Source organism: Nocardioides daeguensis (genome assembly GCF_019192965.1).
In the GTDB taxonomy this organism is placed as follows: Bacteria; Actinomycetota; Actinomycetes; order Propionibacteriales; family Nocardioidaceae; genus Nocardioides; species Nocardioides daeguensis.
In genome coordinates this window covers 60,215-73,399 of record NZ_JAHTKU010000011.1, presented here as the reverse complement: position 1 = coordinate 73,399, position 13,185 = coordinate 60,215, and the positions used below count along the sequence as shown (strand labels likewise).

12 protein-coding genes are annotated in these 13,185 nt (G+C 72.5%); 3 read left to right on the top strand and 9 right to left on the bottom strand.

Features of this window, described 5'->3' with window-relative positions; genetic code table 11:
• The 4 genes from KU893_RS09760 to KU893_RS09745 form a co-directional block, all read right to left on the bottom strand.
• Entirely contained in the window at nucleotides 1-969 is a 969-nt protein-coding gene (locus KU893_RS09760) for a co-chaperone YbbN (RefSeq protein WP_218234161.1), read from the bottom strand.
• A 75-nt stretch (nucleotides 970-1,044) separates the two neighbouring features.
• Complete coding sequence (locus KU893_RS09755; RefSeq protein ID WP_218234160.1) at nucleotides 1,045-1,587, bottom strand: PH domain-containing protein; 543 nt, start codon at nucleotides 1,585-1,587, stop codon at nucleotides 1,045-1,047.
• Between the two features lie 16 nt (nucleotides 1,588-1,603).
• A complete protein-coding gene (locus KU893_RS09750; RefSeq protein WP_218234159.1) occupies nucleotides 1,604-1,774 on the bottom strand; it encodes a hypothetical protein in 171 nt (56 codons plus the stop codon).
• 108 nt (nucleotides 1,775-1,882) lie between these two features.
• Entirely contained in the window at nucleotides 1,883-3,358 is a 1,476-nt protein-coding gene (locus KU893_RS09745) for a M1 family metallopeptidase (protein WP_218234158.1), read from the bottom strand.
• 181 nt (nucleotides 3,359-3,539) lie between these two features.
• Here KU893_RS09745 and KU893_RS09740 point away from each other — a divergent pair, with 181 nt between their 5' ends.
• On the top strand, nucleotides 3,540-4,427 hold the full coding sequence (locus KU893_RS09740) for a serine protein kinase RIO (protein WP_218234157.1): 888 nt from the start codon (nucleotides 3,540-3,542) through the stop codon (nucleotides 4,425-4,427).
• Between the two features lie 147 nt (nucleotides 4,428-4,574).
• Here the strand turns inward: KU893_RS09740 and KU893_RS09735 are convergent, their stop codons facing one another.
• The 4 genes from KU893_RS09735 to KU893_RS09720 form a co-directional block, all read right to left on the bottom strand.
• Nucleotides 4,575-5,204, bottom strand: a complete 630-nt coding sequence (locus tag KU893_RS09735; RefSeq protein ID WP_218234156.1) for a TetR/AcrR family transcriptional regulator — start codon at nucleotides 5,202-5,204, stop codon at nucleotides 4,575-4,577.
• Between the two features lie 162 nt (nucleotides 5,205-5,366).
• Nucleotides 5,367-6,410 carry a maleylacetate reductase gene (locus KU893_RS09730; RefSeq protein ID WP_218234155.1) on the bottom strand — a complete coding sequence of 348 codons (1,044 nt, stop codon included), beginning with the start codon at nucleotides 6,408-6,410 and terminating at the stop codon, nucleotides 5,367-5,369.
• 21 nt (nucleotides 6,411-6,431) lie between these two features.
• Complete coding sequence (metX, locus tag KU893_RS09725; protein ID WP_218234154.1) at nucleotides 6,432-7,526, bottom strand: homoserine O-acetyltransferase MetX; 1,095 nt, start codon at nucleotides 7,524-7,526, stop codon at nucleotides 6,432-6,434.
• A 22-nt stretch (nucleotides 7,527-7,548) separates the two neighbouring features.
• The gene (locus KU893_RS09720) at nucleotides 7,549-8,835 is read right to left on the bottom strand and encodes an O-acetylhomoserine aminocarboxypropyltransferase/cysteine synthase family protein (RefSeq protein ID WP_218234153.1); all 1,287 of its coding nucleotides are present in this window, start codon (nucleotides 8,833-8,835) and stop codon (nucleotides 7,549-7,551) included.
• A 130-nt stretch (nucleotides 8,836-8,965) separates the two neighbouring features.
• Here KU893_RS09720 and KU893_RS09715 point away from each other — a divergent pair, with 130 nt between their 5' ends.
• Nucleotides 8,966-9,922, top strand: a complete 957-nt coding sequence (locus KU893_RS09715; protein ID WP_218234152.1) for an LOG family protein — start codon at nucleotides 8,966-8,968, stop codon at nucleotides 9,920-9,922.
• Here KU893_RS09715 and KU893_RS09710 read toward each other — a convergent pair.
• Nucleotides 9,903-11,057, bottom strand: a complete 1,155-nt coding sequence (locus KU893_RS09710; RefSeq protein ID WP_246592391.1) for a glycosyltransferase family 4 protein — start codon at nucleotides 11,055-11,057, stop codon at nucleotides 9,903-9,905. The genes KU893_RS09715 and KU893_RS09710 overlap by 20 nt on opposite strands.
• Nucleotides 11,058-11,208: 151 nt before the next feature.
• Here KU893_RS09710 and KU893_RS09705 point away from each other — a divergent pair, with 151 nt between their 5' ends.
• Nucleotides 11,209-12,930: a TIGR03767 family metallophosphoesterase gene (locus KU893_RS09705; RefSeq protein WP_218234151.1), complete on the top strand. Its 1,722-nt coding sequence runs from the start codon at nucleotides 11,209-11,211 to the stop codon at nucleotides 12,928-12,930.
• Nucleotides 12,931-13,185: the final 255 nt, after the last annotated feature.

The following is a 13,185-nucleotide window of genomic DNA, read 5'->3' as shown; positions in this document are numbered from 1 at the left end:
TCAGAACAGCGCGGAAGCGAGCGCCTGGCGGCCCTTGAGGACCCGCGGGTCGTCGTTGCCGACGGCACCGAACAGGCCGACGAGGTGCTCGCGGGCCTGGTCGCGCTCCTTGCCCGACGTACGCCGGACCAGCTCGACGAGCCGCGCGAAGGCGTCCTCGACGTGGCCACCGAGCATGTCCATGTCGGCGACCATGGTCTGCGCGTCGACGTCGTCGGGGTGGGCGGCGGCCGCAGCCCGGGCGGCGTTGAGGTCGACGCCCTGGGTGCGCTGCAGCACCTTCGCCATCGCCAGCCCGGCCGCGGCCTCGTGGTCGGCGGGGTTGGCGTCGACGAGCTTCTGGTACTCCGCGACCGCGGCGTCGATGTCGCCGGCCGCCAGCGCGTCCTGCGCGGGGACGTAGCGCGGGTCGATCTCCGGCTCCTCGCCCTCGGCGAGCCCGCCGCCCGCGGTCCCGAAGGCGTTGGGCTGGTGGCGCCCGGCGATGCCCTGCGCGGTGAGCTGCTGGGCGAGCTGGTTGAACAGCGCGCGGATGTCGTCGATCGGCGCGGCGCCGGGGATCGGCTGCGTCGCCGGACGACCGTCGAGCAGCACCAGCATCAGCGGGACCTGCGGGATCTGCATCGCCTGCGCGATCTGCGGCACTGCGTCGACGTCGATCGTCGCGGCGAGGAACCGGCCGTCGTACTCGTCGGCGACGGTGGCCACGTCGAGCGCGAGCTGGGCGCTCTCCGGCGACTGGGAGGGCGAGGAGAAGACGAGCACGACCGGCGCCGTCATCGACGCCTCGAGCACCGCCTGGAAGTTCGCCTCGTCCACCGCGACGGAGTACGCCGACGTCGACCCGCCGCCCGCGCCGCCGCCACCCGCGGGCGCGCCAGCCGCACCGGCACCGGCACCGGCCGGCGGGGTGCGCCTCAGCGCGGACAGGTCGATCGCACCGGGACGGGAGAACGGCTGCTGCGTCATGGGCGCAATCCTACGAACACCCGAGTCGGGTGGGTGAGAGTGGTCGATAGGTCACCCTCACCCACCCGACTCGACTCAGTTCGGGACGCGCGGTCCCCGCAGGCCCGCCCGCTGGACCACGCGCTGGATGGCGAGGTCACGGTCGTCGGGGCGACCGACGTACCGGATGTCACGCAGGCCCTGCTCCTGGGCCGCGGACTCGAAGCAGAAGTGGCCGAAGCCGAGCAGCCGGCCGTGGAGCGGCTTTTGCACCGAGATGTCGAGGATCCGGCTCAACGGCATGGTCGCCAGGCTCTGGGAGAGCACACCGTGGACCCGGAAGACGCGCATGTTGGTCACCACGAACCGGTCGCGGACGACGCCGAGCGCCATCCAGCCGGCACGGACCATCAGCACCACCGCGGCGATGATCAGCGCCCAGGCGACGTGGACGGACACGAACCAGCTGCCGACGAGGAGCGCCAGCGCCAGCGCGGTCTCGACCAGCGGGCGGACGTAGGCGAACCAGTGGTGGGTCACCTCGTCGACGACGACCTCGCCCTCGTCGCGCAGCAGGTGCTTGCCGATGTTCGGGTCACCGAGCCGGGTGACCACGCCGGAGACGAAGGACAGCACCATGGCGCGGCCGCGCGGGTCAGTCCATCGCGCCGACGAAGTCGATGACCCCGCTGAACGCCTGGGTCGTCAGGTCCCACCCGCTGCTGGCCGCGGACTTCGAGGTGTCCGCGAGGCCGGCCGGGTCGGTGAACATCCAGAACCCGAGGAACACGATCACCACGAGCGCGATCAGCTTCTTGGTGTCCATGTGCGGGCTTCTCCATCCGTGTGCAGGTGCGCTCCCGAGGCGCAGATCCCCCATTGGTACCAAAGGCACCACGTGTCCCACGGGAGGCGCGCCCGGCCCCGCCCCGGATCAGCCGCAGGTCACGTCCCTCAGGCCGTTGGCCGGTGTCGGCGCCGGGACGGTGCCGCTGCGCAGCCAGGTGTCGAAGAAGCCGTCCAGGTCGCTGTCACCGGAGACCGTCTCCGCGAGCGCCTGGAACTGCTCGACCGTGACGTTGCCGTCGTGGTGCTCGGCGACCCACCGGCGCAGCAGCGCCGCGAACGGGCCGGCGCCGATCCGGTTGCGCAGGGCGGCAAGCGTCATCGCGCCGCGGTCGTAGACCGCCTCGTCGAAGACACGGGCGGCGCCGGGGTCGGCGATGTTCAGCCGCCAGAAGGCCGACGTCGGGTCAGCGCAGGTCTTGTCGTACATCCGCTCCAGGTAGACCGGGACCGCCGGCCCGCCGTGCTCGGCGGCGTACGCGGCCTCCAGGTAGGTCGCGAAGCCCTCGTTGAGCCAGATGTCGCGCCAGCGCTGGACGGCGACGCTGTCACCGAACCACTGGTGGGCGAGCTCGTGCACGATCACCCCCGGGTAGATCCAGGCGCCGTACGTCGGCCGGGTCTGGTTCTCCAGCGCGAACCCGACGTCGAGGCCGGTGACCAGGCCGCCGGTGGTGGCGAACGGGTAGCTGCCGAGCGTCGCCTGCAGCCAGTCGGTGATCGCGCCGGTGCGGTTCAGCACGTTGCGCACGTAGCTGCGCAGTCGCGGCTCGAGGCCGCGCGAGACCGCGTTGTAGTACGGGATCCCGGCGGCGGTGGTGCCCCGGTCGATCGCGTAGCGCCCCGCGGCGAAGAACGCCAGGTAGGTCGCCATCGGGTCGCTCATCCGCCAGTGGGTGGTGGCGAGCCCACCGCGGACCTTGCGGCCCACGCGGACGCCGTTGCCGACCACCTGCTTGCCCCGCGGCACGGTGACCCGCACGTCGAAGGTCGCCTTGTCGCTGGGGTGGTCGTTGGACGGGAACCACCACGGCGCCATGTGCGGCTGGTTCATGGCGACCACCTCGGTACCGCTGGCGAGCCAGTTGCGCTCGCCGGCATAGCGGTACGAACCCGGCTTCCCGGCGTACCGCACGACGACACGGAACGACGTCCCCGCGGCGATCGGCGCCTTCGGCACCACCCGCAGCTCGTGCTTGCCGGCCCTGCGGAAGCGGGCCTTGCGGCCGTCGACCCGGACCGCGGTGGCCGGCAGGAGCAGGTCGAGGGAGAAGCTGCGCAGGTCGGCGGTCGCCGTCATCGCGATCGCGGTGCGCCCCCACAGCTTCCCGCTGGCGAAGTCGTAGCGCACCCGGACGTCGTAGTGCTGCGCGTCGGTGCCGCCGTTGCCGTCGAGCGGCCAGTACGGGTCGGTGCCCTGCGCGGAGCCGTCGCCGACGTCGCCCGCCTCGCCCGCCTCGCTCGCCGCGGCGGGACTGGGGCCCGCGACGGAGAGCCCAGGCACGCCGGGCAGGCACAGCAGGAGGGCGAGCAGGAGGCCCAGGGGGGCTACGAGTCGGCGCACCCGGTCAATCTACGCGGCGCCGGTCGAGGCGATAAATGAGTTGCCGCACCCCGCGCCCGCCCGCCACAGTGGGGTCCATCCGTCCGCGGCGCCCCGCGGACCCGTCGAGAGGAGCGTGACATGTCGATCGTTGTCGTCGGCCTGCCCTCAGTCCGCACCCTCTCGACCTCGAGGAACCACCTTGCACCAGGAGAACACCTCCACCCCTGACGTCCGCACCGACGTCACCACCTCCGACATCGACCCACGCTTCGTCTTCGAGTTCGAGGCGTACGACGACCTCGACGCGGGCCAGCGCTGGTCCACCTGGCTCGACGTCGAGCCGCTGTCCCGCGGCCCCGAGCCGCGCCCCGACTGGGTCGTCACGTCCCAGGGCGCGATCGACACCGACCTCGGCATCTTGAAGACCGGCAAGGAGGCCGACGTCTTCCTGCTCGACCGCACCGACCCGCACGACCCGGAGCAGAGCGTCGTGATGGCGGCGAAGCGGTACCGCTCCCCCGACCACCGCAGCTTCCACCGCTCGGCCACCTACACCGAGGGTCGCAGCATGAAGCGCTCCCGCGACGAGCGCGCGCTCAAGCGCAAGAGCACGTTCGGCCGCGAGGTCGCCGCCGGCGAGTGGGCGAACTCGGAGTGGTCGGCGCTCAACCGCTGCTGGTCGCTCGGCCTGCCCGTCCCCTACCCGGTACAGATCGACGGCACCGAGATCCTGATGGAGTGGATCAGCGTCGACGGGGCCGACGGGACGCAGACCGCGCCCCGGCTGGCGCAGACGCGGCCCGAGCCGGCGCTGCTGGCGTCGTACTTCGAGCAGCTGAGGGAGGCCATGCTCACGCTGGTCCGGTCCGGGCTGGTGCACGGCGACCTGTCGCCGTACAACATCCTGGCGGCGGGCGAGCGGCTCGTGGTCATCGACCTGCCCCAGCTCGTCGACCTGGTCGGCAACGTCCAGGGCTTCGACTTCCTGCTGCGTGACTGCACCAACGTGTGCACGTGGTTCCAGCGGCGAGGGCTCGAGGTCGATTCGCAGGACCTGTTCGGCGACCTGATGGCCCACGCGTTCTGAGGGCGCGACAGTTTCACCGGCCGGCCGGTGAAACTGTCGGGGGTTGAACGACGAAACTCACGCTGGGACGAGGAAGTTTCCTCGTCCCAGCGTGAGTTTCACCGGCCGGCCGGTGAAACGGTCTTTTCGGCGGCGCCGACCACCCGCTCACGAGGCCGTCGCGTCGTCGTACCGGGGGCCGAGGAGCAGCTTCGTCGCCAGCCGGATGTCGGCGTCGGCCTGGTCGAGGGTGATCACGCCGTGGAGGACCGACACGAGCACGCCGTACCAGGTCTGCTCGACGATGCGGACCATCCGGAGGTCCTCGTCGCCGGGCTCGGCGACGCCGAGGGCGCGGAGCAGGACACGGTGGAAGACCGCGTTGGCCTCGGCGAGCTCCCGGCCGCCCTGGAGCTGGGCGGCGTTGTTGGCCTGCAACATGGCGGTGGCCAGCTGCGGGCGCGCGAGCATCTCGCGGCCGGCGCCGATGAGGACGTCGGCCACCGCCGCGGCCCGCTGGCCGGGCGCGGCCGGGGGCGCCTGGTCAGCGGCGGCGTCGCTGAGCCGCTGGATCTGGCTGTGCAGGACGCCGACGAAGAGGTCGGTCTTGGAGGGGAAGTAGCGGTAGAGCGTGGCGATCGCGACGCCGGCCTCCTTGGCCACGTCGTTCATCTGCATCCGCTCCATGCCGTGCTCGGCCCCGAGCCTGCTGGCGGCGCGCAGGATCCGTCGGTGGCGGTCCTTCTGCTCCGCAGAGGTGGGCTCGGCGGGCTGCCGGGCCACGGCGATTCGCGGCACGCGTCCCTCCTGGTGCTCTCGGTCGTCACGCTCAGGTGACCGGACGCCGGCATCCGGCATCCCGATCCGTCGACCCATGAACGCTCCAGCAGGCTACCGCCGACGCCGAGCGTGTACCGGACCAGACTCGGCCAGGGGCACGCATGTCCCGACCGGATCCGGTCACCGGGACCGCCAGGCCGCCTCCACGATCGCCTCGATGTCGGCGCGCGTGGCCGCGACCGGGTTGCTGTACGGCGCCGCGAGCACCTCGTCCGCAACGCGGGCCAGGTCCGCGTGCGCGACGCCCAGGGCCCGCAGCCCGTCGGGCACCCCGAGCGTGGTGGCCAGGTCACGCAGCGCGGCGGGGACGTCGTCGGTGCCGAGGGCGCGGCGCAGCACGGCATCGGCCTCGGGCGCGGCCGGCAGGTTGAACGCGGCGACGTGCGGCAGCACGATCGCATGGGTCTCGGCGTGCGGGAGGTCGAGCATGCCGCCGAGGACGTGGCACAGCTTGTGGTGCAGGCCCATCGTGGTCGCGCCGAGGCAGGCGCCGCACAGCCAGGCCCCCTCCAGCGCGAGGCTCCGTGCGGCGCCGTCCGAGCCGTCGGCGACGACCAGCGGCAGCGCGGCCGCGAGGTCGCGGACCCCGCGCTCGGCCATCGCGCTGATCACCGGGGTCGCGTTCGGCGCGTACAGCGCCTCGACGGCGTGGGCGATCGCGTTCAGCCCGCTGGGCCCGGACACCGCGGCGGGCAGGGCGTGGGTGAGGTCGGGGTCGTAGACCACCGAGCGCGGCAGCACGACGGGGTCGCGACCGGTGGTCTTCCGGCCGTCCTCGGTCAGGCCCCAGACCGGGGTCATCTCGGAGCCGGCGTAGGTCGTCGGCACGACCACCGACGGCAGCCCCTGCCGCAGCGAGAGTGCCTTGGCCAGCCCGATCGTCGACCCGCCGCCGATGGCGAGGCACCCGTCGGCGCGGACCGAGGCGGCGACGTCCTCCGCGGCGGCCACCGTGGCCGACGGGACGTGCATCCGGGCGCCGTCGAAGGTTCCGGCGGCCCGCTCGCCGAGCAGCGCCGTCACCCGTGCGGCGAGCGCACCCTGCCGGGGCGTGGAGAGCACGAGCACCCGGTGCAGGCCGAGCAGGTCGACCTCCTCGGCCACGCGGTCGAGGGCCCCCGGGCCGAACACCACCCGCATCGGCAGGGCGTCATGGACGAACACGGGCCCAGTGTGCCCGAAGGCTCAGCCGAGGAAGGAGCGCACCAGGTCGTGGTAGCCGGGCGGCTCGAGCAGGAACGAGTCGTGTCCCCACGGCGAGACCACCTCGGTGTGGTCCACGGCGACGCCGCGGGCGAGCAGCTGGTCGCGGATCCGCAGCGAGTGGGCGGTCGGGAACCGCCAGTCGGAGTCGAAGGAGACCAGCCGGAACCGGGTCGAGGGCACCACGTCGGGATGGGCGGCGAAGGGGTCGAAGTAGTCCATCGGGCGGGTGAGGTGGAGGTAGGACAGCGCGTCGAAGCGCTGCAGGAAGCTCTCCCCCTGGTGCTGGAGGTAGTGCTCGACCTCGAAGTCGGCGGCCAGCCGCTTCCCGGTCCCGGACGTGTCCCGGGCGTGGCCGAACTTCTCGGCGAGCGACTGGCCGGACACGTAGGTGACGTGGGCCATCATCCGGGCGACCTTGAGCCCGTGGCGCGGCGCGACGCCGTGCTCGGCGTACCGGCCGCCGTGGAAGTCGGGGTCCTCCAGGATCGCGGCCCGGGCGACCGCGGAGAAGGCGATGTTCTCGGTGGTCAGCCGGGAGCTCGCGGCGACGACGACTGCGCGGTCGATCCGGTCCGGCTCCTCCAGCGCCCACTCCAGCACCTGCATGCCGCCCAGCGATCCCCCGACCGCCGCGTGCAACCGACCGATGCCGAGGTGGTCGAGCAGCCGCCGGTGCACGGCGACGAAGTCGGCCATGTCCAGCAGCGGGAAGTCGGGGCCGTGGACGCGTCCGGTCGCGGGGTCGATCGAGGCCGGCCCGGTGGTGCCGGAGCAGCCGCCGAGCAGGTTGGCGCTGACGACGAAGAACCGGTCGGTGTCCACGGCCTTGCCGGGGCCGATCAGGTTGTCCCACCAGCCGCGCTTCTTCGCCCCCAGGTGCAGGCCCGCGGCGTGCGCGTCACCGGTGAGCGCATGGCACACCATGACGGCGTTGTCGCGGGCCTCGTTGAGCACGCCGTAGGTCTCGTAGGCGACCTCGACGTGCTCCAGCACCGCCCCACTGGTCAGGACCAGCGGGTCGCACTCGGTGGCGAGCACGACCCGCTGGGTCTCGACGTATCCGATCGTGCCCACGGGCGAGGAACCTACCGGCTCCTCACTTCGATGCCGCGAGCGCCTGCTCGAGGTCGGCGATGATGTCCTCGACGTTCTCGATGCCGATGGAGAGCCGAACCATGTCCTCGGGCACGCCGGCCGCGTCGAGCTCGTCGGGGGTCAGCTGCGAGTGCGTCGTGGTCGCGTTGTGGATCGCCAGCGACTTGGCGTCGCCGATGTTGGCCAGGTGGCTGAACAGCTCGAGCGCCTCGACGAAGCGCTTGCCGCCGTCGCGGCCGGTCTTCACGCCGAAGCTGACCAGGCCGCCGTACCCCTTGCCGGTGAAGGTGCGGTCGGCGACGGCCTTGTAGGGGCTGTCGGCCAGGCCGGGGTAGCTGACCCAGGACACGGCGTCGTGCCCCTGCAGGAACTCCGCGACCGCGAGCGCGTTGGCGCTGTGCCGCTCCATGCGCAGGTGGAGGGTCTCCAGGCCCTGGAGGAAGAGCCACGAGTTGAGCGGCGCGACGGCCGCGCCGGTGTTGCGCAGCAGCACCGTGCGAGCCCGGATGATGTAGGCGAGGTTGCCGACCGCCTCGGTCCACACCACACCGTGGTAGGCGCCGTCGGGCTGGGTGAGCCCGGGGAAGCGCTCGGAGTGGGCGGCCCAGTCGAAGTTGCCCGAGTCGACGATGATGCCGCCGATGGAGGTCCCGTGGCCGCCGATGTACTTGGTCGCCGCGTGCACCGCGACGTCGGCGCCCTGGTCGAAGACGCGGGCGAGGTACGGCGTCGCCGCGGTGTTGTCGACGATCAGCGGCAGGCCCTGCGCGTGGGCGGCGTCGGCCCAGGCGCGGATGTCGACCACGTTGATCTTCGGGTTGCCGACGGTCTCGGCGAAGACCAGCTTGGTCTTGTCGTCGACGTACCGGGCGAGGTCCTCGGGCTTCTCCGGGTCGACGAAGCGGACCTCGATGCCGAACTGGGGCAGCGTGTGCGCGAACAGCGCGTAGGTGCCGCCGTACAGCGTCGAGAGCGCGACGATGTTGTCGCCGGCGTAGGTCAGGTTGAGCACGGAGTAGGTGACCGCGGCCGACCCGGAGGCCGTCGCGAGGGCGCCGACTCCGCCCTCGAGCTGGGTCATCCGGTCCTCGAAGACCGACTGGGTCGGGTTCATGATCCGGGTGTAGATGTTGCCCGGCTCCGCCAGCGCGAACAGGTTGGCGGCGTGCTCGGTGTCGTTGAAGACGTACGAGGTCGTCTGGTAGATCGGCACGGCCCGCGCGTTGGTGGCGGGGTCGGCCTGCTCCTGGCCGGCGTGGACGGCGAGGGTCTCGGGACGGTAGGTCATCGGGGGCTCCTGTCGACGGCCCCGGCGGAGCGGGGCGGGATCTCACCAAGATTAAAGTCAAGTTAGTTGCTACACAAAGGCCGTCCCACGGATCAGACACCCCTCCGGGGGCGGGAGTAGCGTCGCCGAGGTGAGGAGACCCCGCACCCGCAGCGTCGTCGTCCAGTGCCGCACCGACGCCGATCACGCCCTCGAGGCCGGGGCGAGACTCGCCGCCGGCAGCCACGTCGCTGCCCTCGACATCACCCGCACCCGCCTCTACACCCCCGACGAGCTCTACGACGCCCCGCGCTACTCCGACTCCCTCGACGGCCAGGCCTACCGCTGGGCGCTCGCGACCTCGGGGCCCGCCGAGGCACTGGCCGAGGTGCTGCACGACCAGGCCATCGACAACGCGCTCGGCACCTGGGTCGCCGGGCTCGACCGCGGCCTGGTCGGCGTGATGGGCGGGCACGCCGCCCACCGCGGCACCGCCGGGTACGCCGACGCGGCCCGCCTCGGCGCCCTGCTCGGTCGCGACCACGTCGTCGCCACCGGCGGCGGGCCAGGCGCGATGGAGGCGGCCAACCTCGGCTGCCGGATGGCGACGACCGCCCCGGAGGCGCTGGCCGAGGCGCTGCGCCGGCTGGCCGCCGTACCGTCCTTCCAGCCCTCGGTCGACGACTGGGTCGCCGCGGCCCGTGACGCCCTCTCCCTCGCCGCTGACCCGAGCCCCTCGCTCGGCGTGCCGACCTGGCACTACGGCCACGAGCCGCCGAACCTGTTCGCGACCGCGATCGCGAAGTACTTCCGCAACGCGCTGCGCGAGGCGATCCTGCTCCTGGCGTGCGACGCCGGCATCGTGTTCCTGCCCGGCGCCGGCGGCACCGTCCAGGAGATCTTCCAGGACGCGTGCGAGAACTACTACGCGAGCGACGACGCCGTCGCGCCGATGGTGCTCGTCGGCCGGCAGTACTGGACCGAGGACCTGCCGGCCTGGCCGCTGCTGCAGGCCCTGGCCCGCGATCGCGCGATGGAGCAACACGTCCATCTCGTCGACACGGTCGAGGAGGCCGCCGCGCTGTTCGTCAGGCAGCCCGCGCGCTGATCTCGCCGCCGACCGCCGCTCGGTAGTGGGCGACGAGCTGCTCGTTGATCGCGTACCAGGACCGCTCCTGCACGGCCCGGACCGCGGTCGCTGCCATCCGGCCCCGCAGCTCGGGACTTCGGGCGAGCCGGTCGACGCAGGCGGCCAGGTCGACACCGTCCCCGGGCCGGTAGAGCAGGCCCGAGGCGCCGTGCGCGACGACGTCGACCGGGCCACCGGCGGCGGGAGCGACCACCGGCACACCGGAGGCGAGCGCCTCCTGCGCCGACTGGCAGTAGGTCTCGTAGCGGCCGGTGTGGACGAAGAGGTCGAGCGAGGCGTACGCCCGGCTCAGCTCGTCGCCGTGCAACAGGCCGAGGAAGCTCGCGCGGGCACCGAACAGCCCGCGCAGGCGCTGCTCCTCGGGCCCGCCACCCACGAGCACGAGCGCGTAGCGCGGGTCGCCGGCCAGGTGCGTCAGCAGGTCCAGCTCCTTCTCGGCGGCCAGCCGGCCGACGTACCCGACGAGGAGGCGACCGTCCGGGGCGAGCCGCTGCCGCAGCGCCTCGTCGCGGTGCCGCGGGTGGAAGGCGACCAGGTCGACGCCCCGGCCCCAGCGGTGCACCTCGGGGACGCCGAGCGCCCGGAGCTGCTCGATGCTGGCCGTCGACGGGGCGAGCGTGCGGTCGACGTGCTGGTGGATCCGCCGGGTGAGGCCCGCCGCCGCGCGGGCACCGCCCGGGACGTCGTACCGCTCCGCGAAGCCGACCAGGTCCGTCTGGTAGATCGCGACCGTCGGGATGCCGAGCTCCGCGGCCGCCCGCGCGGCCTGGTAGCCGAGTGTCGCGGGCGAGGCGATGTGGACGACATCCGGCCGGAACTCGAGCATCCGCTGACGCAGGCGCCGACGGGTCTCCAGGCCGAGCCGGAAGTCCGGGTAGAACGGCAGGTTGGCGCCGCGGGCGCGACGGACCCGGAAGCCGGCGTAGGTGTCCGGGCCGGTCGGCGCCACGAGCTCGGCGTGGTGTCCCTGGGCGGCGAGGTGCTCGAGCACCCGGCGCACCGAGTTGGTCACTCCGTTGATCTGCGGGAGGAAGGACTCGGCGACCACCAGGACGCGGAGCCTGCTCTCCGTCTCCCCCATGAGCTCGTTCATGGCAGGGACGCTAGGCAGCGCGCGTCAACGGCAAGGCAGGTTTGCGCGAGTGTCCGGCGACCCGTTCGTGAACGACAGGCGTACGGCGCCGCGCGGGCGCGGATCGCTGCGGGCACGTGACCCCGCTCACCCTCGCCTCGTTGCATCCCTCGTGGAGATCTCTCGCCGAAACCTGATCCGCAACGCCGTCGCCGCCGGCGGTCTCGCCGCCGCGGCCACCACGCTCCCGGGCGTGCTCCGCTCCGCCGCCTCGGCGGACCCGCTCCCGCCCGCCACCCTCGGCCGGACCTACGCGACCGGCCCTGCCGGCGCGAGCGGCTACCGCACCGTGATCGCCGCCTCCGGCGAGCCGCACCAGGCGCGCACCGCGCTCGGCGTGCTCAGCGACGCCGGCCGCGCGACCCGCCGCCAGGGGCTGATCTCCTTCGTCCAGCTCAGCGACATCCACGTCGTCGACGCCCAGTCTCCACTGCGCCTGGAGTGGACCGACCGGCTCGACGACCCGAGCCCGCTCCCCTCGACCGGGCTGTTCACCTCGTCGTACCGGCCCCAGGAGATGCTCACCGGCCAGGTCGCCGACTCGATGGTCAAGGCGATCAACCGGATCGGCAGCGGCCCGGTCACCGGCAAGCCGTTCGCGCTCGCGATCCAGACCGGCGACAACTCCGACAACTCGCAGCTCAACGAGGTCCGCTGGAACATCAACCTCCTCAACGGCGGCCCGGTGCGCGTCGACTCCGGCAACCTCGGCACCTGGGAGGGCGTGGCCGACAGCACCCGGGCGACGTACGACGCGGCGTACTGGCACCCCGAGGGCAACCCGCTCGGCAAGCCGGTCGACCGCCCCCGCTCGGAGTACGGCTTCCCCGTCGTCCCCGGGCTGCTCGACGCCGCCCGTCGTCCGTTCACCGCGGAGGGCCTGACCATCCCCTGGTACTCCGTCTTCGGCAACCACGACGGACTCGCCCAGGGCAACTTCCCCGCGTCCACGTTGCAGCTGAACCTGATCGCCCTCGGCGCGCTCAAGATCATCTCGCCCCCGATCGGCCTCGACCCGGGCCAGCTGCTCCAGGACCTCACCACGGACCCCGGCGACGTCCTGACCGGCCTGCTCAGCGGCGTCACCAATGCCGGCGTCCGCGCCGTGACCCCCGACCTCAACCGCCGGCTGCTCACCCGCAAGCAGGTCGTGGAGCAGCACTTCCTGCTCGGCGGTGCCCCCTTCGGCCACGGCTTCACGAGCACGAACCGGCAGCAGGGCACGGCGTACTACTCCTTCGACCAGGGCCAGGTCCGCTTCATCGTGCTCGACACCGTCAACCCCAACGGGTACGCCGACGGCTCGCTCGACCAGACCCAGTTCGCCTGGCTCACCGCCTTGCTCGCGCAGTCCTCCGACAAGGTGGTGCTCGTCTTCAGCCACCACACCTCCGACACGATGGGCAACCCGCTCATCGCCACCGGCGGGTCCCTGGAGACCCGGGTCACCGGCGCCAAGGTCCTCGACGCCCTCCTCGCGACGCCGTCGGTCGTCGCCTGGGTCAACGGCCACACCCACCGCAACAAGATCACCCCGCGCCCGCGCACCGGCGGCGGTGGCCTCTGGGAGATCACCACCGCCTCCCACATCGACTGGCCGCAGCAGGCCCGGATCATCGAGGTCGCCGACAACCGCGACGGCACCCTGTCGATCTTCACCACCATGGTCGACCACGCCGGCCCCGTCTCCGCCGGCGCCGGCACCGAGAGCGCCGAGCGCCTCGCCGGCCTGGCCCGCGAGCTCGCCGCCAACGACTGGCACGACCACGGCGCCGGGCTCGGCACCGCCGAGGACCGCAACGTCGAGCTGCTCGTCACCAACCCGCTGGGCTGAGGGGTCGGTCGCTTGTAACTAAGTGTTGCAACGCAAAAAGCGCTGCCACAGCACCCGGGTAGGTGTCACAACGCCGAGGTAGACGCTCCCAGGGGCTACGCCGTCAGCGGTAGGGGATTCCGTACCGACATCGGACCCGGCCTGCCGGGCAGGCCCGGCAGGCCGGGCAGCTGCCAGGGTGCTGTGACACCTACCCGGGCGCTGTTGCACGCCCATCCGCGCTGTAACACTTAGTTACAAGCCGAGAAGGAGCCC

Bases quoted from the DNA above. Each gene is read 5' to 3' on its own strand.
- KU893_RS09750 (WP_218234159.1), bottom strand. From the start codon at position 1,774: ATGGACACCAAGAAGCTGATCGCGCTCGTGGTGATCGTGTTCCTCGGG.
- KU893_RS09760 (WP_218234161.1), bottom strand. From the start codon at position 969: ATGACGCAGCAGCCGTTCTCCCGTCCCGGTGCGATCGACCTGTCCGCG.
- KU893_RS09720 (WP_218234153.1), bottom strand. From the start codon at position 8,835: ATGACCTACCGTCCCGAGACCCTCGCCGTCCACGCCGGCCAGGAGCAG.
- KU893_RS09755 (WP_218234160.1), bottom strand. From the start codon at position 1,587: ATGGTGCTGTCCTTCGTCTCCGGCGTGGTCACCCGGCTCGGTGACCCG.
- KU893_RS09710 (WP_246592391.1), bottom strand. From the start codon at position 11,057: ATGAACGAGCTCATGGGGGAGACGGAGAGCAGGCTCCGCGTCCTGGTG.